At 74.0% G+C, this 18,439-nt stretch carries 16 protein-coding genes and 1 pseudogene; 12 read left to right on the top strand and 5 right to left on the bottom strand.

What is annotated here, in order from left to right; all coding sequences use genetic code 11:
- Positions 1-86 precede the first annotated feature (86 nt).
- The 6 genes from K330_RS0116575 (at position 87) to K330_RS0116550 (ending at position 6,482) form a co-directional block, all read left to right on the top strand.
- Entirely contained in the window at positions 87-1,505 is a 1,419-nt protein-coding gene (locus K330_RS0116575; RefSeq protein WP_022922933.1) for an Nramp family divalent metal transporter, read from the top strand.
- A 3-nt stretch (positions 1,506-1,508) separates the two neighbouring features.
- Positions 1,509-2,183: a haloacid dehalogenase type II gene (locus K330_RS0116570; protein ID WP_022922932.1), complete on the top strand. Its 675-nt coding sequence runs from the start codon at positions 1,509-1,511 to the stop codon at positions 2,181-2,183.
- A gap of 85 nt (positions 2,184-2,268) precedes the next feature.
- The gene (locus K330_RS0116565) at positions 2,269-3,954 is read left to right on the top strand and encodes a ribonuclease J (protein ID WP_022922931.1); all 1,686 of its coding nucleotides are present in this window, start codon (positions 2,269-2,271) and stop codon (positions 3,952-3,954) included.
- Positions 3,955-4,075: 121 nt separating this feature from the next.
- Positions 4,076-4,759 (top strand): hypothetical protein, encoded by a 684-nt coding sequence (locus tag K330_RS0116560; protein WP_022922930.1) that lies wholly within the window; start codon positions 4,076-4,078, stop codon positions 4,757-4,759.
- A gap of 97 nt (positions 4,760-4,856) precedes the next feature.
- A complete protein-coding gene (locus tag K330_RS0116555; protein ID WP_022922929.1) occupies positions 4,857-5,552 on the top strand; it encodes a maleylpyruvate isomerase family mycothiol-dependent enzyme in 696 nt (231 codons plus the stop codon).
- Positions 5,553-5,645: 93 nt separating this feature from the next.
- A complete protein-coding gene (locus K330_RS0116550; RefSeq protein ID WP_022922928.1) occupies positions 5,646-6,482 on the top strand; it encodes a S1 family peptidase in 837 nt (278 codons plus the stop codon).
- Between the two features lie 83 nt (positions 6,483-6,565).
- Here K330_RS0116550 and K330_RS0116545 read toward each other — a convergent pair whose 3' ends face one another.
- Positions 6,566-7,750 (bottom strand): FAD-dependent oxidoreductase, encoded by a 1,185-nt coding sequence (locus tag K330_RS0116545; protein WP_022922927.1) that lies wholly within the window; start codon positions 7,748-7,750, stop codon positions 6,566-6,568.
- A gap of 118 nt (positions 7,751-7,868) precedes the next feature.
- Between K330_RS0116545 and K330_RS24705 the strand changes: the two are divergent.
- Both K330_RS24705 and K330_RS24400 read left to right on the top strand, forming a co-directional pair.
- Positions 7,869-8,219 (top strand): annotated as a pseudogene (locus tag K330_RS24705) (LLM class flavin-dependent oxidoreductase); the annotation flags it as partial.
- A 14-nt stretch (positions 8,220-8,233) separates the two neighbouring features.
- On the top strand, positions 8,234-8,656 hold the full coding sequence (locus K330_RS24400) for an LLM class flavin-dependent oxidoreductase (protein ID WP_051145652.1): 423 nt from the start codon (positions 8,234-8,236) through the stop codon (positions 8,654-8,656).
- Between the two features lie 27 nt (positions 8,657-8,683).
- On the opposite strand, the gene K330_RS0116535 is transcribed toward K330_RS24400, so the two are convergent.
- Together K330_RS0116535 and K330_RS0116530 are read right to left on the bottom strand one after the other, a co-directional pair.
- Positions 8,684-9,082, bottom strand: coding sequence for a DUF1304 family protein (locus tag K330_RS0116535; RefSeq protein WP_022922926.1), 399 nt, complete (start codon positions 9,080-9,082; stop codon positions 8,684-8,686).
- Positions 9,079-10,170, bottom strand: a complete 1,092-nt coding sequence (locus K330_RS0116530; protein WP_022922925.1) for a methyltransferase — start codon at positions 10,168-10,170, stop codon at positions 9,079-9,081. Before K330_RS0116530 ends, K330_RS0116535 begins: the two co-directional genes overlap by 4 nt.
- 70 nt (positions 10,171-10,240) lie before the next feature.
- Between K330_RS0116530 and K330_RS0116525 the strand changes: the two genes are divergently transcribed.
- The 4 genes from K330_RS0116525 (at position 10,241) to K330_RS0116510 (ending at position 16,411) form a co-directional block, all read left to right on the top strand.
- Positions 10,241-10,660 (top strand): MarR family winged helix-turn-helix transcriptional regulator, encoded by a 420-nt coding sequence (locus K330_RS0116525; protein WP_022922924.1) that lies wholly within the window; start codon positions 10,241-10,243, stop codon positions 10,658-10,660.
- A gap of 58 nt (positions 10,661-10,718) precedes the next feature.
- On the top strand, positions 10,719-13,589 hold the full coding sequence (locus tag K330_RS0116520; protein WP_084617652.1) for an FAD-binding and (Fe-S)-binding domain-containing protein: 2,871 nt from the start codon (positions 10,719-10,721) through the stop codon (positions 13,587-13,589).
- 6 nt (positions 13,590-13,595) lie between these two features.
- Positions 13,596-15,194 (top strand): helix-turn-helix transcriptional regulator, encoded by a 1,599-nt coding sequence (locus tag K330_RS0116515; protein WP_022922922.1) that lies wholly within the window; start codon positions 13,596-13,598, stop codon positions 15,192-15,194.
- 116 nt (positions 15,195-15,310) lie between these two features.
- Entirely contained in the window at positions 15,311-16,411 is a 1,101-nt protein-coding gene (locus K330_RS0116510) for a class I SAM-dependent methyltransferase (protein WP_022922921.1), read from the top strand.
- Between the two features lie 39 nt (positions 16,412-16,450).
- On the opposite strand, the gene K330_RS21990 is transcribed toward K330_RS0116510, so the two are convergent.
- Both K330_RS21990 and K330_RS21985 read right to left on the bottom strand, forming a co-directional pair.
- Positions 16,451-17,248: a class F sortase gene (locus K330_RS21990; protein WP_022922920.1), complete on the bottom strand. Its 798-nt coding sequence runs from the start codon at positions 17,246-17,248 to the stop codon at positions 16,451-16,453.
- Positions 17,249-17,275: 27 nt separating this feature from the next.
- Positions 17,276-18,364 carry a Sec-independent protein translocase family protein gene (locus tag K330_RS21985; RefSeq protein WP_022922919.1) on the bottom strand — a complete coding sequence of 363 codons (1,089 nt, stop codon included), beginning with the start codon at positions 18,362-18,364 and terminating at the stop codon, positions 17,276-17,278.
- Between the last annotated feature and the right edge of the window lie 75 nt (positions 18,365-18,439).

Genomic DNA, 18,439 nt, shown 5'->3' with positions numbered 1-18,439 from the left:
CGGTCGAGATGGCGGGCGAGGGACAGCCCCTCTAGCGTCGGCATGACCGGGCGCCACCGGGGCCGCCCGCACGGGAGGGAGCAGCCATGACCGACACGTCGGCGGACGAGGGTCTCCTCGTCACCTCGCGGGCCGAGGACCGCTACCGGCTCGACCCGGCGCACGTGAAGGAGCCACCGACCGGGTGGCTCGCCTCGGCCCGCTTCTTCGGGCCCGGCCTCATCGTGTCCGCCTCCGTCGTGGGCGCCGGCGAGCTCATCACGACCACGACGCTCGGCGCCCGCGCCGGCTTCATCCTGCTGTGGCTCGTGTTCTTCTCCACCCTGGCCAAGGTCGCCGTCCAGGTCGAGATGGCCCGCTACGCGATCGTCACCGGCGAGGGCGGCATGGAGGGCTACGCCAAGGTGCCCCCGCGCATCGGCGGCCAGGGGTGGCCGTTCTGGGCGTGGGCGGTCATGGCGATCGCCAAGCTCATCCAGACCGGCGGCCTCATCGGCGGGATGGCGGCGGTCATGTCCATCCTGCTCCCGGTGCTGGGCGAGCCGCTGTCCGTCGGCTCGCTCACGCTGTGGGCCGTGATCGTCACCCTCGTGGCGATCGTCACGCTGTACTCCAACAACTACGCCGTGATCGAGAAGGTCGCGATCGCCCTGACGATGACCTTCGTCGTCGTCACGGTCCTGGTCGTCCTGTCGCTGCCGGCCACGCAGTACGCCTACGAGGCCTCGGACCTGGCGACCGGCCTGTCCTTCCAGCTGCCGCTGGCCGTGGTCGGCATCGCGCTGGCGATGTTCGGCCTGACCGGCGTCGGCTCGGAGGAGATCACCGCCTACACCTACTGGGTGCTGGAGAAGGGCTACGCGCAGTGGTCCGGCCCGGACGACGGCTCGGAGGACTACCGCCGCCGGGCGAAGGGGTGGATCGCGGTGATGCAGAAGGACGCGATCGTCTCCTGGTTCATCTACACGATCTCGACCGCCGCCTTCTTCATCCTCGGCGCGGCCGTGCTCAACCCGCAGGGCCTGGAGCCCGAGGGCAACGACATGATCATGGTGCTGTCGGAGTCCTTCGCCTCGGTCATGGGCGAGACGGGCCGCATCATCTTCCTCGTCGGCGCGCTCGCGGCCCTGGGCTCGACGATCTGGGCGGCGATCCCCTCGTGGTCGCGCTCGTGGGCCAACGCCCTGGCGATCCTCGGCGTCTTCGACTGGACCGACCCGCACAGGCGGAACTTCTGGATGCGCTTCTTCATCGTCGTCCTGCCCCTGGTCTGGCTGGCGACCTTCCTGTGGATCAACAGCCCGCTCTTCATGATCGCCGTCGGCGGCATCGCCGGGGGCGCGTTCCTCGCCGCCGTCGCCTGGTCCGCACTCCACCTCACCCGCAGGTATGTCGCACCCGAGCTGCGCGGTGGCCGCTTCGCCGCCGTGGCGCTGTGGGTCAGCGCGGTCGCGATCATGGCCCTCGGGGTCTACTCCATCGTCCAGGTCTTCACGGGGGACTGAGCCGTGCGACCCGACCTGATCGTCTTCGACGTCAACGAGACCCTGTCGGACATGAGCCCGATGGGAGAGCGCTTCGCCGGCGTCGGCGCCCCCGCCCACCTGGCCCGGACCTGGTTCACGGCCCTGCTGCGCGACGGCTTCGCCCTGACCGCCGCGGGGCAGAACCCGCGGTTCGCCGACGTGGGCAGCGAGCTGCTCCGGGGCCTGCTGGCCGATCACGTCGAGCGTGTCGAGGACCTCGACAGCGCCGTCGAGCACGTGATGACCGGCTTCCTGGGGCTGCCGCTGCACCCGGACGTGGCCGAGGGGGTCCGGGCCCTGCAGGGGCTGGGCATCCGCCTGGTCACCCTGAGCAACGGCTCCGCCGACGTGGCCCGGGGGCTCCTCGGGCGCCACGGGCTCACGGACGCCTTCGAGGCGCTGCTCTCGGTCGAGGACGCGCCCCGGTGGAAGCCTGCGCCGGAGGCCTACGCCCACGCCCTCCAGGTATGCGGTGTGCCCGCGCCGCGAGCCATGCTCGTCGCCGTCCACCCCTGGGACGTCCACGGTGCCCACCATGCCGGGCTGGCGACGGCGTGGGTCGACCGGACGGGCACGGCATACCCGGACCACTTCGCCCCGCCGGACGTGCGGGCGACCTCCCTGGTCGACCTCACGGCGGCGCTGGGTCCGCGCTGACGCCGGGGAGTAGGGTCGACCCCAGGACCGCCGCGCGACCTCGTGCAGGCGGCGCACACCCCATACCTCGTCATCAAGGAGATCCGTGAGCCATCCGCACCCCGAGCTGAAGGCACCGCCCACGCTGCCCCGCAACGGCCTGAGGGTGGTGGCGCTCGGCGGGCTGGGCGAGGTCGGCCGCAACATGGCGGTGCTCGAGCACCGCGGCAAGCTGCTCATCATCGACTGCGGCGTCCTCTTCCCCGAGGAGCACCAGCCGGGCGTCGACGTCATCCTGCCCGACTTCTCCTTCCTCCAGGGCCGCTGGCAGGACGTCGTCGGCGTGGTGCTCACCCACGGCCACGAGGACCACATCGGCGGGGTGCCCTACCTGCTGCGCGAGCGCGGCGACATCCCCGTCGTCGGCTCGCGGCTGACGCTGGCCTTCATCAGCGCCAAGCTCAAGGAGCACCGGATCAAGCCCCGGACCACCCAGGTCGCCGAGGGCGACCGGCTGAACCTGGGCCCCTTCGACTGCGAGTTCGTCGCGGTCAACCACTCCATCCCCGACGGGCTGGCCGTGATGGTCCGCACCTCGGCCGGGTCGGTGCTGCACACCGGCGACTTCAAGATGGACCAGTTCCCCCTCGACGACCGCATCACCGACCTGCGCGCCTTCGCCCGGCTCGGCGAGGAGGGGGTCGACCTGTTCATGGTCGACTCCACCAACGCCGAGGTCCCCGGCTTCACGACCGCGGAGAAGGACCTCGGCCCGGCCATCGACACGGTCTTCCGGACCGCGCCGGGGCGCATCGTGGTGTCCAGCTTCGCCAGCCACGTGCACCGCATCCAGCAGGTCCTGGACGCGGCCGCGGCCCACAAGCGCAAGGTGGCCTTCGTCGGGCGCTCGATGGTGCGCAACATGAAGATCGCCCAGGACCTGGGCTACCTCAAGGTCCCCCGCGGGCTCGTGGTCGACGCCAAGGCGCTGGACGACCTGCCGCCGACGAAGGTCACGCTGGTGTGCACCGGGTCGCAGGGCGAGCCGATGGCAGCCCTGTCGCGGATGGCCAACCGCGACCACCAGATCCACGTCGGCGAGGGCGACACCGTGCTGCTGGCCAGCTCGCTGATCCCCGGCAACGAGAACGCCGTCTCCCGCATCATCAACGGCCTGACCCGCTGGGGCGCCAAGGTCGTGCACCAGGGCAACGCCAAGGTGCACGTCTCCGGCCACGCCAGCGCCGGCGAGCTCGTCTACTGCTACAACATCATCCAGCCTCGCAACGTCATGCCGGTCCACGGCGAGTGGCGCCACCTGCGGGCCAACGCCGACCTGGCCATCGCCACCGGGATGCACCCCGACAACGTGGTCGTCGTCGACGACGGCATGGTGGTCGACCTCGTCGACGGCCGGGTCAAGGTGACCGGCAAGGTGCGCGCCGGCTACGTCTACGTCTCGGCCGGCGCGGTCGGCGACGTCACCGAGGACGAGCTGCGCGACCGGCTCACGCTGAGCCAGCAGGGCACCGTCACGGTGGTCGCCCTCGTCGACGCCGACAGCGGCAAGCTGACCGAGCCGCCGGACTTCCTGGCCCGCGGCCTCGGCACCGACGAGAAGATGTTCGACGCCGCGATCCCGGCGATCGAGAAGGCGCTGGCCGACGCCGCGTCCCAGGGCATCGGCGACCCCCACGAGCTCGAGCAGCGCATCGCGCGGGCCGTCTCGCAGTGGGCCTTCCGCAAGCACCGGCGCAACCCGCTGGTCGTGCCGGTCGTCATCGAGGCCTGAGGGACGGACAAGGTGACCGATCGGTGCTGCCATGACGACACCGATCGGGCACCTTGTCCGCGTCTGTGCCCGGCGCACCGGGCGTAGGGCGACCTACGCTGGCACGAGGAGGTGAGGCGGCATGATCAGGATGCTGCTGCCGGTGCTGCTCCTCGCCGTCCTCGTGCTCCTGGTGCTGGCGTCGGCCCGGTCGGCCCGTCGGCCGCCCGCGCTGGAGCAGGTGCCGGCCGACGACCACCGCGCCGAGGCCGTCCGGCGCGCACGCGAACGGCTCCGCCGGGCGCAGGAGCGGTATGCCGCACGCGTGAGCACCGCCGAGGAGGCACTGGCCCGGGCACGCCAGGACGTCGAGGTGCTGAGCCTGGGGGAGGTGGTCCTCGGCCGGTGCACGGTGCTCGTGGCCGGCCGCGAGCACGAGCTCACGGCGGACACCCGGTTCGAGCTGACGCACGAGGGGTCGGTCACCTACCGCGTCGAGCACGAGGGTGGGGCCTCCCGGATCGTCGGCGACGACCGGCGCTCGGGGCGCCTGGTGGTGTCCGGGTCGGGCTGGGAGGAGGCCGTGGACGTCATACCCGCTGACCTCCCGGAGGCCGAGCGGCTGGTCGCGGCGGGACAGGCAGCCGCCCGCAGCGTGACGGTCGCGCAGCGTGAGCGCGCGGAGCGGGTGGAGCGGGCGTGGGCCGAGCTCGAGGAGGCGCGGTCGGCGCGCGCCGAGGTCGACGAGGCGCGGCTGACGCTGGAGGACCTCCGGGGGTCCGGGCCATGGGTGTGGGACGTGCCCGAGCCGCCCGAGGAGGAGTGAGCGAGGAGCGACCGAGGGGGCGACCGGGCGCCGGGCGTGCCCCGCTCCGTCGTGTCAGCGGCCGTCCGGCCCGGCCGGCAGCGACACTGAGCCCACCATGACGAGCCACGCCGCGCAGAACCTCGACCTTCTCGACGTCGAGACCGACCGTCTGCTGACCACCTGCACCCGCCTCACCGACCCCACCCGGGACAGCCTCTGCGCGGGCTGGACCGTCGCCCACGTCCTCACCCACGTCGCCCGCAACGCCGAAGCCCTGAGCACCATGGTCAGGTCGGCCGTCGACGGGCAGGAACGCAGGCCCTACGCCTCGGAGCAGGCCCGCGACGCCGCGATCGAGGAGGGCTCCCGGCGGCCGCTGGAGGAGATCTGCGCCGACCTGCGCGACACCGCGTTCCGCTTCCGCGACCTGGCCCAGGAGCTGACCGGCCCGGCCGGCGAGGCCGAGGTGCGCACCCGCACCGGCACCGTCGTCAAGGGGCACCAGGTCATCGCGATGCGCATCCTGGAGGTCGTCTTCCACCACGTCGACCTGGAGACCGACTACACCTTCGACCAGGCCGACCCCGAGTGGGTCGCGCGCACGCTGCGCCGCGGCGTGCGGCAGTGGGACGCGACCGGCGAGGCACCTGGGCTGACCCTGGTGCCCGACGGCCTGCCGGCCCTGACGCTCGGCGGGGGTGGGACGGAGGTCGCCGGCACGCCGGGCCAGCTGCTGCTGTGGCTCGCCCGCGGCCGCGCCGACGGTCTTGCGTCGACCGTCGAGCTGCCCGCGCCCCCGCCCTGGGCGTAGCGGTCGGCGGTGGCGGTCACGTCCACCCTGCGGCCGGGGGTGGCGTGTGCCTACAGTGACCGTCGCCACATCACCGTCGAAGGAGACACAGCTGTGCGTTTCACCAAGCCTGTCCTGAGCCTGTCCGCCGTCACCGCGCTGACGCTGTCCCTGGCCGCGCCGGCCAGCGCCATCACCTTCGGTGAGCCCGACAACGGGGAGCACCCGTTCGTCGGGATCATGGTCGCCCTCGTGGAGGACGACAACGGAGACCTCCAGCCGGGCTGGCGATGCTCCGGCACCCTCGTCAGCCCCACGCACTTCCTCACCGCGGGCCACTGCACCTTCGGCGCAGACGCGGTGCAGGTCTGGTTCGACGAGGAGATCGGTCCCGACTCCGGCTGGCCGTCGGGCGGTGCGGACTCCGTCTCGGGCACCGCCTACACCCACCCCGACTACGACGACGCCGCCTTCTACCTCAACGACCTCGGCATGGTCGTCCTCGACGAGCCGGTCGAGATGGACGAGTACGGCGCCCTGCCGGAGCTGGGCTACTTCGACGACTTCTTCGTCAAGCGCGGCCAGAACAAGCAGGAGTTCACCGCGGTCGGCTACGGGCTGCAGCGCTCGATGCCGGAGCAGACCGGGCTGACCGAGGCCGAGCTCGAGCGCCGTCAGGCGACGCTGCGCATCATCAACCAGGACGCGGCGTTCGGGGAGAAGAAGGCCGGCAACTCTGTGCTCTTCACCAACAACGCGGCCGGCGGCGGCACCTGCAGCGGTGACTCCGGCGGCCCGATCTTCGTGGAGGGCTCGAACGTCGTCGCGGCGGTGACCTCCTTCGGTCTCAACCAGATCTGCGCCGGCACCGGTGGCGGCTACCGCGTCGACACCGCGGACGACCTTGCCTGGCTCGCGACGTTCGGTCTGGTCCCGAGCACGGGCGAGTGACTCCTTCCTAACCTGCTCCTCGCACGCACAGGGGCCCCGACGACCCGGTCGTCGGGGCCCCTGTGGCGTCTCCGTCCAGGAGGTCAGGGCACCAGCCGGCCCTTGAGCAGCGCCCGGAAGTAGATCACCGGCTCCAGGTAGCGGTCGAAGAGCCACAGCGCGCGCCGCGGCACCGTCACGTCGATGAGCTTCGTCGACTGCTGCTGCGCGCCGGTCCGGTCGAACTCCGCCAGCAGGAGGTTCCGCCGGTCCACGGTGACGGGGATGATCGTGTAGCCGTCGTAGCTGCGCAGCGGCTCGCCCAGCCGGCCACGCCGGATGTTGTCGGCGAGCACCTCGACCTGCCGGCGCAGCGCCCCGCCCGACGGGCGGGTCCGCAGGTCGGCCACGTCGCCCAGGCTCCAGACCCGCGGCAGCCGGCGGTGCGCCATCGTCTGCGGGTCCACGTCGACCAGGCACGCGGGGTGCTCGCCCCCGAGCGGCGCCAGCCACTCCGGCGCGCGGTAGTGGGGCACGACGAACGCGTGCGTGACATCCTCCAGCGTCTCCTCGGCCGCTCCGCGCAGCAGCGTGACGCTGCGCTGCTCGTGGTCGACCCGCAGCACGGTCGCGCGGTGGTGCACGGTGACCCCGAAGCGGTCGAGGTGCTCCTGCAGCTGCCGGTCCACGAAGGGAAGGTCGAGCACGGAGGCGTAGGGCGTGACGAGGTGCACCTCGATCTGGTCCAGCACCCCCTCCTGCTGCCAGTGGTCGCAGGCCAGGAAGAGCGGCTTGAGCGCGGTGCCGCCGCACGGTGACGGCTCGGGCGGCACGGTGAAGACGACCCGGCCGCGCGTCATACCGCGCACGGCGTCCCAGGTCGCTCCGGCGGTGGAGTCGAGGTGGGCGGTGGTGCTCCAGCCCGCGTCGAGCGCCGTGGCGAGCCCCGGCGTGGCGTCGAGGTCCTCCTCGAGGCCGGTGGCGACCACCAGGTCGCCGTAGGCCAGACGCGTGCCGTCGTCGAGCTTGACCTCCCCGTCGTCCTCGTGCACGGCGACGGCGCGCTGGTCCAGCCAGGTGCAGCCGTCGGGGATGACCGAGCGCATGGGCCGGGTCAGCTGGTCCATCGTCGCCTGCCCCGCGGCGACGTAGTTGAGCATCGGCCGGTAACGGTGGAGCGGACCGGGGGCGACGACCGCGACGTCCCGGGCGCCGATCCTGCGCAGCCGCGCAGCCAGGGAGATCCCTGCGTTGCCGCCTCCGACGATGACGACGTCGTGCCAGGCCATGGGCCCTCCCTCGGGTATGGGGTCGGTCCCCGTCGACAGTAACGCGGGTCGGGCCGGCCCGCTCCCGGACGCGGTCGGCGGGCGCCCGGCCGGTGCGCGTCCTCCCTAGAGTGGGCTCATGAGGCACGCGGTGAGCATCCCGCCGTTCACGGACGCCGCGACGGTGGTCGTCTGGGCGCGCGAGGCCGAGGCGGCGGGTTGGGACGGGGTCTTCCTGTGGGACCACGTGCAGTGGAGCGCCGACGTCGCCCCGCTCGACCCGTGGGTCCTGCTGGGCGCGGTCGCGCACGTCACCGACCACGTGCGGATCGGCACGATGGTCACGCCGCTGTCGCGCCGCCGTCCGTATGCCGTGGCCAAGCAGCTGACCACCCTCGACCACCTCAGTCGTGGGCGGGCGGTGCTCGGTGTCGGCCTGGGGGAGCCGGTGGACAGGGACTTCGCCGACCTGGGGGAGGAGGCGGACCGCAGGGTGCGGCGGTCATGCTCGACGAGGCGCTGGAGGTGGTCGACGGGCTCATGCGGGGGCCGGTCGACCACACCGGGGAGCACTACCGGGTCCGGGCCGACCTCCGCCCAAGGCCGGTGCAACGGCCGCGGCCGCCCGTCTGGGTGGCGGGCGTGGCGCCGCACCGCCGGCCGCTGGCGCGGGCGCGCCGCTGGGACGGGATCGTGCCGATCGGGTCGGGTGAGCACCTGACCCCGGAGGGGCTGGCTGCCTACCTCGCGCTGGACGGCGAGCAGGCCCGCGAGGGGTGGGACGTCGTGGTGCACCACCGGCCGGGGGTGCCGCCGGGGGAGTACGCCGACGCCGGGGCGACCTGGCTCGTCCGGTCGGTGTTCCCGGCCGTGGACGGCTGGGAGGAGGAGCTGGACGACCTCGTGCGCAGCGCGCCGGAGCGCTGAGCGCAGCGGGTGGCGGCTCCCGGCGGCTCAGACCGCCAGGGCCACGAGGGCCCCCGCGGGCAGCACGGACGAGGCGAGGGTGCCCCGGACGCTGCCGCCGCGCGGTCTCCAGTAGCCGAGGAGGTCGGAGAGCCCCATGGCCAGGGCCGTCCCCAGCATGTAGACCAGACCCACCACGACCACGACGGTCCCGGTCGCCACGTCGCCGGTGTTGACCATGACCAGACCGATGAGCGTGCCCACCCCCGCCAGCGCGTTGCGGAAGCCGATGTTGAAGGACCACAGGTGGACGTCCTCGAGCCGCTCCGGCTCCACGCCGAGGAACCGCTGCACCGACGGACGGCCGATGAAGAAGGCCTCGGCGGGAAAGACCGCGATGAGGATGACCGAGGCGAGCGCGGCGCAGATCTGGGTGACGGCGTTCATGGTGACCTTCTGGGGGTGCTCTCGACGAGGGAGACGGAGGAGAGGGTGGGCACGATGCGCGGCGGCTCGAACCCGGTGGAGGTCAGCAGCGCGTGCCACTGCGCCTCGGTGCGCTCGCGGCCGCCGACGAAGACGAGCATGTCCAGGTCGAGGGCCTTGGACAGGTGCGGCCCGTTGCCGGCGGGGACGACGCCCTCCATCACCAGCAGCGTCGCCCCAGGGGGCATGTGGCCCCGCAGCGTGGTCAGCACGGCCGCGGCCCGCTCGTCGTCATGGTCGTGCAGCACCCGCCGCAGGACGTAGAGGTCGGCGTCGTCGGGGGCGGTCTCGAAGAAGGACCCGGCGCGCACCTCGCACCGCTCGAGCACGCCTTCCCGGGCCAGCAGCTCCTGCGCCCCGGCCGTCATCGACGCCTGCTCCAGCAGGATCCCGCGCGCCTCCGGCGCCGCGCCCAGCATGAGCGCGAGGAGCTGGCCGTGGCCGCCACCGACGTCGGCGATGACCCGGAAGCGGGAGAAGTCGTAGACCGCCTCGACCATCGGCCAGTCGAGGGCCGAGAGACGCGTCATCGCGGCGTCGAAGGTCTCGCCGAACCCGCGGTCCTGCTCGAGGTAGTCCCACATCGAGGACCCCAGCGCCCTCTCGGCACCCGCCTCGCCCGTGCGGACCGACCCGGCGAGCTCACCCCATACCCGCTGGTATGCCGGGTGGCCGAGCATGCGGACCACCTCGCGCATCGACCCCGGCGTGCCCGCGCGGAGCCGGTCGGCGGCCGGCGTGAGCTCGAAGCGCCCGTCGCGCCGCTGCCGGAAGACGCCCCAGGCGGCGCAGGCGCGCAGCAGCCGGTGCGTGGCGTCGGGGTCGGTGCCCAGGTCGGTCGCCAGGTCGGCGGAGGTCCGCGGCCCGCTCGCCAGGGCGTCGGCCAGCCCCACCTCCGCCGCCGCGTAGACCGTCCGCGTCGCGATGAACCCGGTGGTCAGCTCCAGCAGGGCCACCTCGGGCGGGACCATCCGGCCGGTGAGCCGCTGCAGCCCCGTGCGCGCGGCGGCCGCGGCCTGCAGGAGGCGGGTCGGGGGGAGCCTGGTCATGGCGGGTCCTATGATGGTCAGTGTCACTGACCAGTTTGGTCAGTCTGCCTGACCACTGTCAAGAGGAACGATGGATCTCGCCACGCTGATGCTGATCTCCTACCGCGCCATGGACGAGCGCATCGTGGGCACGCTGCAGCGCGACGGCTACGAGGTGACCGTCGCCCAGGCGCGGATCGCCCAGCGGCTGGCTCCGGAGGGCTCCCGGCTGACCGACCTCGCCCGGCAGGCCCAGGTGACCAAGCAGACCGCGAGCCTGGTGGTCGCCGGGCTGGAGCGAGCGGGGCTGGTGGAGCGCGTGCCCGACCCCGTCGACGGCCGGGCCCGGATCATCCGCCTCACCAGCAGGGGGCGGGCGGCCTCGCGGCGGGCCGCGCAGGTCGCCATGGAGGTCGAGCGGGAGTGGGAGGGCCACCTGGGGCCGGAGCTGGCCGGCCAGCTGCGCACGGCCCTGCTGGAGCTGCGGGAGGTCAACGACCCCTACCGCTGAGCCGCTCGGGACGAGACGGCACGCACGTCCAGCGACTACCCTCGCCAGCATCGGGTCCATGACGAGGTGGGCCCGCGGGAGGACGGTGGACGACGTGACCGAGGCGACGCTGGAGGTTGCGGGCGGCTGGGCCCGGCTGGAGCAGGAGCTGGCCGGCGCGCTGGGGGCCGACCACGTGTCGTCCCGGGCGCTCGACCGGCACGCGCTGGCGCACGACGCGTCCCACTATCTGCTCGTCCCGCAGCTCGTCGCGCGTCCCGCCGACCGTGACCAGGTCGCGGCCGTCATGCGCGCCTGCGACCGGGCCGGCACGCACCTGACGTTCCGCTCGGGCGGCACCAGCCTGTCGGGCCAGGCCATCACCGACACCGTGCTCGTCGACGTGCGGCGCCACTTCCGCGACGTTGAGGTCCTCGACGACGGCGCGCGCGTGCGGGTCGGGCCGGGGGTCACGATCGGGCGGGTCAACGCCCTCCTCGCCCGCCACGGCCGACGGCTCGGCCCCGACCCGGCGAGCGAGAACGCGTGCACCGTGGGCGGGGTGGTCGCCAACAACTCCTCGGGGATGCAGTGCGGCACCGAGGCCAACACCTACGCCACGCTCGACTCCCTCGTCGCGGTCCTGCCGACCGGTGTGGTCGTCGACACGGGCGAGCCGGACGCGGACGCCCGGCTGCGGGCCGAGGCGCCGCAGGTCCACGAGGGCCTGCTGCGGCTGCGCGACCGGGTGCGCGGCGACGCGGGGTCGGTGGCGACCATCCGCCGCCTGTTCGCGCTGAAGAACACGATGGGCTACGGCGTCAACGCCTTCCTCGACTTCGACGAGCCCGCCCAGATCCTGGCCCGGCTCATGGTGGGCAGCGAGGGGACGCTGGGGTTCCTCGCCTCGGCGACCTTCCGGACCGTGCCGGTGCGCCCGCACGTGGCGACCGGGCTGCTCGTCTTCGACGACGTGGTGCGGGCCACGGGCTCGGTGCCCGAGCTGGTCGCGGCGGGCACGGCCACGGCCGAGCTGCTCGACGCCGCGTCGCTGCGGGTCTCCGCGCAGGACCCGCTGTGCCCGCGCGTCATCGCCGACCTGGAGGTCGTCGACCACGCCGCGCTCCTCGTCGAGTGGCAGGACGACCACGCCGACCGGCTGGAGGAGACGGTGCGCTCGGTCGAGGCCGAGATCGCGGGCCTGCCGCTCTCCGCCGAGGCCCGGCTGACCCGCGACCCCGTCGAGCGGGCCGGCCTGTGGCGCGTGCGCAAGGGCCTCTACAGCGCGGTCGCCGGCGCGCGCCCGGGAGGCACCAACGCCCTGCTGGAGGACGTCGTCGTGCGCGTCGACCGGCTCGGCGACACGATCGTGCGGCTGACCGAGCTGTTCGAGGCGCACGCCTACCCCGAGTCGGTCATCTTCGGCCACGCCCGCGACGGCAACGTCCACTTCATGCTCAACGAGCAGTTCGACGACGCCGCGTCGCTGGAGCGCTACGCCGCCTTCACCGAGGACATGGTCGACCTGGTCCTGGGCGAGGGCGGCTCGCTCAAGGCCGAGCACGGCACGGGCCGGATCATGGCGCCCTTCGTGCGGCGGCAGTACGGGGACGAGCTCTACGAGGTGATGCAGGAGCTCAAGCGGCTGCTCGACCCGCGAGGCGTGCTCAACCCCGGCTCGGTGCTCTCCGACGACCCCACGTCATACCTCGCCGACCTCAAGACCGCGCCGACGGTGGAGGAGGAGGTCGACCGCTGCGTGGAGTGCGGCTTCTGCGAGCCGGTCTGCCCCTCGCGCGACCTGACCACCACCCCGCGGCAGCGGATCGTCACGCGCCGTGAGATCCGCGCCGCCCGGCTGCGCGGGGACGACGCGCTCGCCGACGAGCTGGAGGAGCAGTACGAGTACGACGGCACCGACACCTGCGCGGTCGACGGCATGTGCCTGACCGCCTGCCCGGTGCTCATCAACACCGGGGACCTGACGCGGCGGCTGCGGCGGGAGAGCTCCGGGCCCGTGGCCGAGGTCGCCTGGGCGGGCGCGGCGCGGGTATGGGGCGCCGGCACCGTCGCCGCCTCCGCGGCCCTGTCCGTGGCGCGGCGCGCGCCCGGCGTCCCCGCGCTGGTCACCCGCGCCGGACGTGTCGTGGTCGACCACGACACGCTCCCGCGCTACGACCGCGGCCTGCCCTCGGGCGGCCCACGGCGGCAGGCGGACGGCGCGGCCTCCGGCGAGGCGGAGGCGGTGCACTTCGCGCCGTGCGTCGGCACGATGTTCGGCCCGGAGAGCGGCACGGGGGGCCTGGGCGCCGAGCGGTCGCTCACGGCGCTCGCCGGGCGGGCCGGCGTCGCGCTGGCCGCGCCGGAGGGGCTCGGCGGGCTGTGCTGCGGCACCCCGTGGAAGTCCAAGGGCCGCACCCGCGGGTATGCGGTGATGGCGGCCCGGGTGCTGCCCGCGCTGCTCGAGGCGACCGACGGCGGTCGCCTGCCCGTGGTGTGCGAGGCGGCCTCGTGCGCCGAGGGGCTCGTGCAGATGATCTCCGGCGACACGGCATACCGGGGGATCCGCGTGGTCGACGCGACGGCGTGGGTGGCCGACACCCTGCTCGACCGGCTGCCGGTGACCGCCCCGTCCGGGCCGGTGGTGGTCCACCCGACCTGCTCCTCGACGCACCTGGGCACGACCGACGCGATGGTCCGGGTCGCCCGGCACGTCAGCGACGACGTCACGGTGCCGGTGGCCTGGGGCTGCTGCGGGTTCGCGGGCGACCGCGGGCTGCTGCACCCCGAGCTCACGGCCGCCGCGACCGCACCGGAGGCGGCCGAGGTGGGGCAGCGCGACTACGCGGCCTACGTGTCCAACAACCGGACGTGCGAGCTGGGGATGACGCGCGCGACCGGCCGGCCCTACCAGCACGTGCTCGAGCTGCTGGAGCAGGCGACCCGGTAGGGGCCGGTGACCGTGGAGCCAGCCCTGGCCGCAGCGCGCGCAGCGTCCGCGCGACGGGACTGGCGGGCCGCCCGGGAGGCCTACCGCACCGTGGGGGAGGCCCTCCCGACCGAGGACCTGGCGGCGCTGGCCACCGCGTGCTGGTGGCTGGGTGAGGTGGACGACTACGCCGGGACGAGCGCGGAGCTGCACCGCCGCCTGCTGGCCGACGGCCAGGTGGTGCCGGCGGCGCTGGTCGCCTTCGAGCTGGGCTACACCGAGACGGTGCGCGGGCGCCGGGAGGTGGGTGCGGGTTGGACGGCGCGGGCTCGCCGGCTCTTCGAACAGGTGCCCGAGGCGCCGGAGCGGGGGTTCCTGCGGGTGGTGGACGCCGAGGCAGCCATCGCGGCGGGCGACCCGGACGCCGCGGCACGGCTGGCCGGGGAGGCGCTGGCCCTGGGTGAGGACCACGGCGTGCCGACGCTCGTGGCCCTGGGCCGGCTGGTCGACGGGGTCGCGGCCGTCCACCTGGGCCGCGTCGAGCAGGGCCTGCGCAGCGTCGACGAGGCGATGCTGCCGGTGCAGGCGGGGGAGGTGGACCCGGAGTGGGTCGGGCTCATCTACTGCACGACCATCGGGCTGTGCCACGACCTGTTCGACCCGCCGCGCGCCGAGCGCTGGACGACGCTGACCGAGCGGTGGGCCGAGGGCCACGCGCCCGCAGTCCTCTTCTCGGGGATCTGCCGCGTCCACCGGGTCGAGCTGCGCGTCATGCACGGCCAGTGGTCCGTGGCGGAGGAGGAGGCGCTGCGCTCGGTGGAGGACCTGACACCCCTGGACGTGGAGGTCGCGGCGGAGGCCCACTACAACCTGGGCGAGCTGCACCGCCTGCGCGGCGAGCTCGACGCGGCCGAGACCGCCTACCGCCGGGCGCACGAGCTCGGTCGCGACCCGCTGCCGGGCCTGGCGCTCGTGAGCCTGGGCCGCGGGCGCGCCCAGGTCGCCGCGTCGGTCCTCGACGCGGCGCTGGCGACCCAGACCACCCCGCTGGCCCGGGCCCCGCTCCTGGCCGCCCGCGCGGAGGTGGCTCTGGCGCGGACGGGTCCCCGCGAGGCGGCGCCGTTCCTCCAGGAGCTCGAGTCGGTGGCACGGGCCCACGCCAGCCCCGGCTGGGCCGCTGAGGCACGCCGGTGGAGAGGCGCGGTGCTGCTCGGCGAGGGGCGGGCGGCAGAGGCGGTCCGCGAGCTGCGGGAGGCCTCCCGGCGCTGGCAGGCGATGGACGCGCCCTACCGCGTGTGCTGCGTCAGGCTCGACCTCGCCCGGGCCTACGAGACGCTCGGCGACCACGACACGGCCCGTCGCGAGCGGGAGCACGCCTCCGAGGTGCTGCGGCGGCTGGGCGCCCCGACCCCCGGCCGACCGGCCGCCGACCTGGCCGGACTCACCCCGCGCGAGGTGGAGGTCGTCGCGACCGTCGCGCAGGGACGCAGCAACCGCGAGGCGTCCCGCGCGCTGCACATCAGCGAGAGCACGGTGGCCCGGCACCTGGCCAACGTCTACCTCAAGACCGGGGTGACCTCGCGCACGGCGGCCGTGGCCTGGGCCCGTGAGCACGGCCTGGTCTGAGGAGTCCGTCCCGCGGGCGGGTCTGCACACCGTCTGCACGATTCTGCCGATGTGCCCCCGAGGGTCACCGCCCTAGCGTCGGGAGCGTCCGCACGACGACACGGAAGGAGCGGACGATGAGCATCGACACGACTTACCCGGAGCAGGCTGCGACGCGCGCCCCCGACCCCGAGGAGGTCCAGGCCTTCGCCGGGCAGCTGCTCGGCACCATGACCGCGGGGGCCACCGCGCTCATGCTCAGCCTGGGGCACCGGACGGGGCTGTTCGACGCGATGGCCGGGCTGGCCCCGGCGACCAGCGCACAGGTGGCGGCCGCTGCCGGACGGCACGAGCGCTACGTGCGCGAGTGGCTCGGCGCGATGACGACCGCCCGGGTCGTCGAGCACGACCCGGCCAGCGACACCTACCGGCTGCCGGACGCCCACGCGGCGGTCCTCACCCGGTCCGCGGGGGCGGACAACGTCGCGGCGCTCATGCAGTTCCTGCCGCTGATGGCGCAGGTCGAGGACGACGTGGTGGACTGCTTCGCCGAGGGCGGCGGGGTGCCCTACTCCCGCTTCGGCCGCTTCCACGACGTCATGGCCGAGGTGAGCGCGCTGACCAACGACGCGGCCCTGCTCGACCGGATCGTGCCGTTGGTGCCCGGGCTGCGCGAGCGGCTGGAACAGGGGATCCGGGTGGCCGACGTCGGCTGCGGCCAGGGCCACGCGGTGAACCTGCTGGCCCGGGCGTTCCCCGCCAGCGAGGTTGTGGGCTACGACTTCTCCGAGGAGGCGCTCGCGGTCGCGCGGGACGAGGCGCGGCGGTGGGGCCTGACCAACGCCCGCTTCGAGCTGCGCGACGTGGCGGACCTCGACGGGGCCGGCAGCTTCGACCTGGTCACCGCCTTCGACGCGATCCACGACCAGGCCCACCCCGCCGCGGTGCTCGGCCAGGTGGCCGCCCACCTGAGGCGGGACGGTGTGTTCCTCATGGTCGACATCCACGCCGCCAGCGACGTCGACGCCAACCTCGACCTGCCGTGGGCGCCCTACCTCTACGCCGTCTCGACGATGCACTGCATGACCGTGTCGCTCTCCCTGGGCGGTGACGGGCTGGGCACGGCCTGGGGCACCGAGCGGGCGGTGCGGATGCTCGCCGAGGCCGGTCTGCGCGACGTGCGGGTCGAGCGGCTCGAGGAGGACTTCATCAACAGCTACTACGTGGCCCGCCGGTGAGCGGGGCCGCGGCCACGGCGGGCTCAGGAAGATGTCCGGTCAGCTCGTCCGGGTGGCCTGCACGACCCAGTTGTTGACGCTGTGCCCGGTGAGGTCCAGGCCCTGGGCGAGGTCGCAGGAGAACAGCGAGACCTTGCGGCCGGGCTCCGGCAGGCTCCACACCCAGGAGTACTCCGCGTCGGCCTTCTCGGTCACGTCGTTCTTGGGGACCGAGAGGGCGTCGGCGTCGACCTGGAACACCGCGTCCTCGCCGTCCGCGTAACGGATGGTCACGGTGTCCCCGGCGCGGACCTCGCCGAGGCGGTAGAACACGTCGGGCGCGCCGCCGTGCGTGGTGTGGCCGGCCAGCACGCCCGGGTAGGCCGACAGCTCGCCCGGGACGGTCGACCAGTCGGGCGGGCCGTACCACCCGACGACTCCCCGGGGCGGGTTGAGCTCGTCCCGCTCGTCGAGCCGGGTGAGCCCGACCGGGGCGTCCACGAGCACCTCGGCGCTCCGGGTGATCCGCACGTGGACGGGCGCCTGTCCTCCGGCTGCGGGCGCGGTCGTCGGCGCCGCGGTCGTCGGCGCCGCGGTCGGTGCCGACGTCGCCGTGGGAGACGGGCGGGAGGTGGCGGTCGCATCACGGGTGGCGGCGACGGCCTCCTCCGGCGACACCGTCACGGCGGACGTCGACGGGGCGGCGGGCGCGGCGGCGTCCGGCGGGCCGTCCGCCGACCCGCCCCTCCAGCCCCAGGACGCGACGAGCGCGCCCGCGACCAGGAGCACGAGCAGGGCGACGGTCAGCCTGCGGTGCGCACCGGGCCGCGGCGCGGCGTCGTGGGCGTGGGGGGCCACGGAGGTCCTCCGGCGGGTCGGTGCGCGTCAGACGGTGCGGCGCACCAGGCCGACCGCGGCGGCGAGCACCATCAGCAGGCCCGCCGCGGCGGTGCCGAGGTCGGCGCCGCCGTCGGTCTGCACCTTGCCCGGGATGGTGTGACCGCCACCGACCGGCTGTGCCGGCTGCTCGGGCTGGGCGGGCTGGGCGGGCTCGGTCGGCTGGGCGGGCTCGGTGGGCTCGGCCGGGGTGCAGTCCTGCCGGACCTCGACCTCGCCCTCACCGGCGAGCACGACCTCGTCGCCGACGGGCTCGAGGTTCTCGTCGACGCCGACCGCGCTGACCCAGTAGATGAAGCTCTCCGTCGTCCCGACGGTGCGCGACTCGCCGGGGGCGAGGAAGAAGTAGTGCTCCTCGGGGACGATCTCGTCCAGCTCCTCGCCGAACCACAGCACGACGACCTCCTCGTCGGCGCGGCTGGTGAAGGTCACGGCACCGCAGCCGGACTCGGCGAGGGTCCACTCGTCCTCGGGCAGCGTCGGGACCTCGAGCTCCTCGCAGTTGTCCGTGGAGACGCCGGTGACCGTCATCGGGCCGTGCACGACGGTCAGCTCGGCCGGCGCGCTGCGGTCGTAGACGACGACACGGAAGGTGGCGGAGACGCCCTCGTCGAGGTGGTCGCTGTAGACGAACGCGAGCCCGTCGTAGAAGCTCACGGTGCTGAGGGTGACCCACGCGCCGTCCACGTCCTCCTGCACGGCGGCGCGCAGGTCGGTGGTGTCACCCCCGTGCTCGAGGCTCACGTTGTAGGAGCTGTCCCAGCACTCGGGGCCGACGTAGTCGACGACGAACTCCTCGGCGGGGGGCACCGCGGCCGGCTCGACCGGCACGTCGGGCTGCGCGGGCTGCTCGACGGGCACGGGGTCCTCTGCGGGCGCCGGCTCCTCGGTGACGGCGACGGCGACGGTGTCCTCGACGGTGCCGGTCGTCCCGGGAGCTTCCGTCTGCGCCACCTCCTCCACGGCAGCCGTCGCGGACGGGACGAAGGACAGGGTGGCCAGCATCAGCGCCGCGGCGGCGAGCAGGGCGGTGAGCAGGAAGGTCAGAGGCCGCTGGGCAGCCGAGGATCGGGACATGAACCCCTCCGAGAAGACATCAGCGCCGCGCACGACGCGGGCGGTCGGAGCGGCGCCCCGTCGAGGGGATGCTAG

It is taken from the genome of Ornithinimicrobium pekingense DSM 21552, assembly GCF_000421185.1.
In the GTDB taxonomy this organism is placed as follows: Bacteria; Actinomycetota; Actinomycetes; order Actinomycetales; family Dermatophilaceae; genus Ornithinicoccus; species Ornithinicoccus pekingensis.
The sequence above is the reverse complement of the archived record's forward strand: the minus strand, read 5'-3'. Positions and strand labels throughout refer to the sequence as shown.

Coding starts and splice junctions, on each gene's coding strand:
- K330_RS0116510 (WP_022922921.1), top strand. CDS start 15,311: ATGAGCATCGACACGACTTACCCGGAGCAGGCTGCGACGCGCGCCCCC.
- K330_RS0116535 (WP_022922926.1), bottom strand. CDS start 9,082: ATGAACGCCGTCACCCAGATCTGCGCCGCGCTCGCCTCGGTCATCCTC.
- K330_RS0116525 (WP_022922924.1), top strand. CDS start 10,241: ATGGATCTCGCCACGCTGATGCTGATCTCCTACCGCGCCATGGACGAG.
- K330_RS0116575 (WP_022922933.1), top strand. CDS start 87: ATGACCGACACGTCGGCGGACGAGGGTCTCCTCGTCACCTCGCGGGCC.
- K330_RS0116560 (WP_022922930.1), top strand. CDS start 4,076: ATGATCAGGATGCTGCTGCCGGTGCTGCTCCTCGCCGTCCTCGTGCTC.
- K330_RS0116555 (WP_022922929.1), top strand. CDS start 4,857: ATGACGAGCCACGCCGCGCAGAACCTCGACCTTCTCGACGTCGAGACC.
- K330_RS0116530 (WP_022922925.1), bottom strand. CDS start 10,170: ATGACCAGGCTCCCCCCGACCCGCCTCCTGCAGGCCGCGGCCGCCGCG.
- K330_RS0116545 (WP_022922927.1), bottom strand. CDS start 7,750: ATGGCCTGGCACGACGTCGTCATCGTCGGAGGCGGCAACGCAGGGATC.
- K330_RS21985 (WP_022922919.1), bottom strand. CDS start 18,364: ATGTCCCGATCCTCGGCTGCCCAGCGGCCTCTGACCTTCCTGCTCACC.
- K330_RS0116520 (WP_084617652.1), top strand. CDS start 10,719: ATGACGAGGTGGGCCCGCGGGAGGACGGTGGACGACGTGACCGAGGCG.
- K330_RS24400 (WP_051145652.1), top strand. CDS start 8,234: ATGCTCGACGAGGCGCTGGAGGTGGTCGACGGGCTCATGCGGGGGCCG.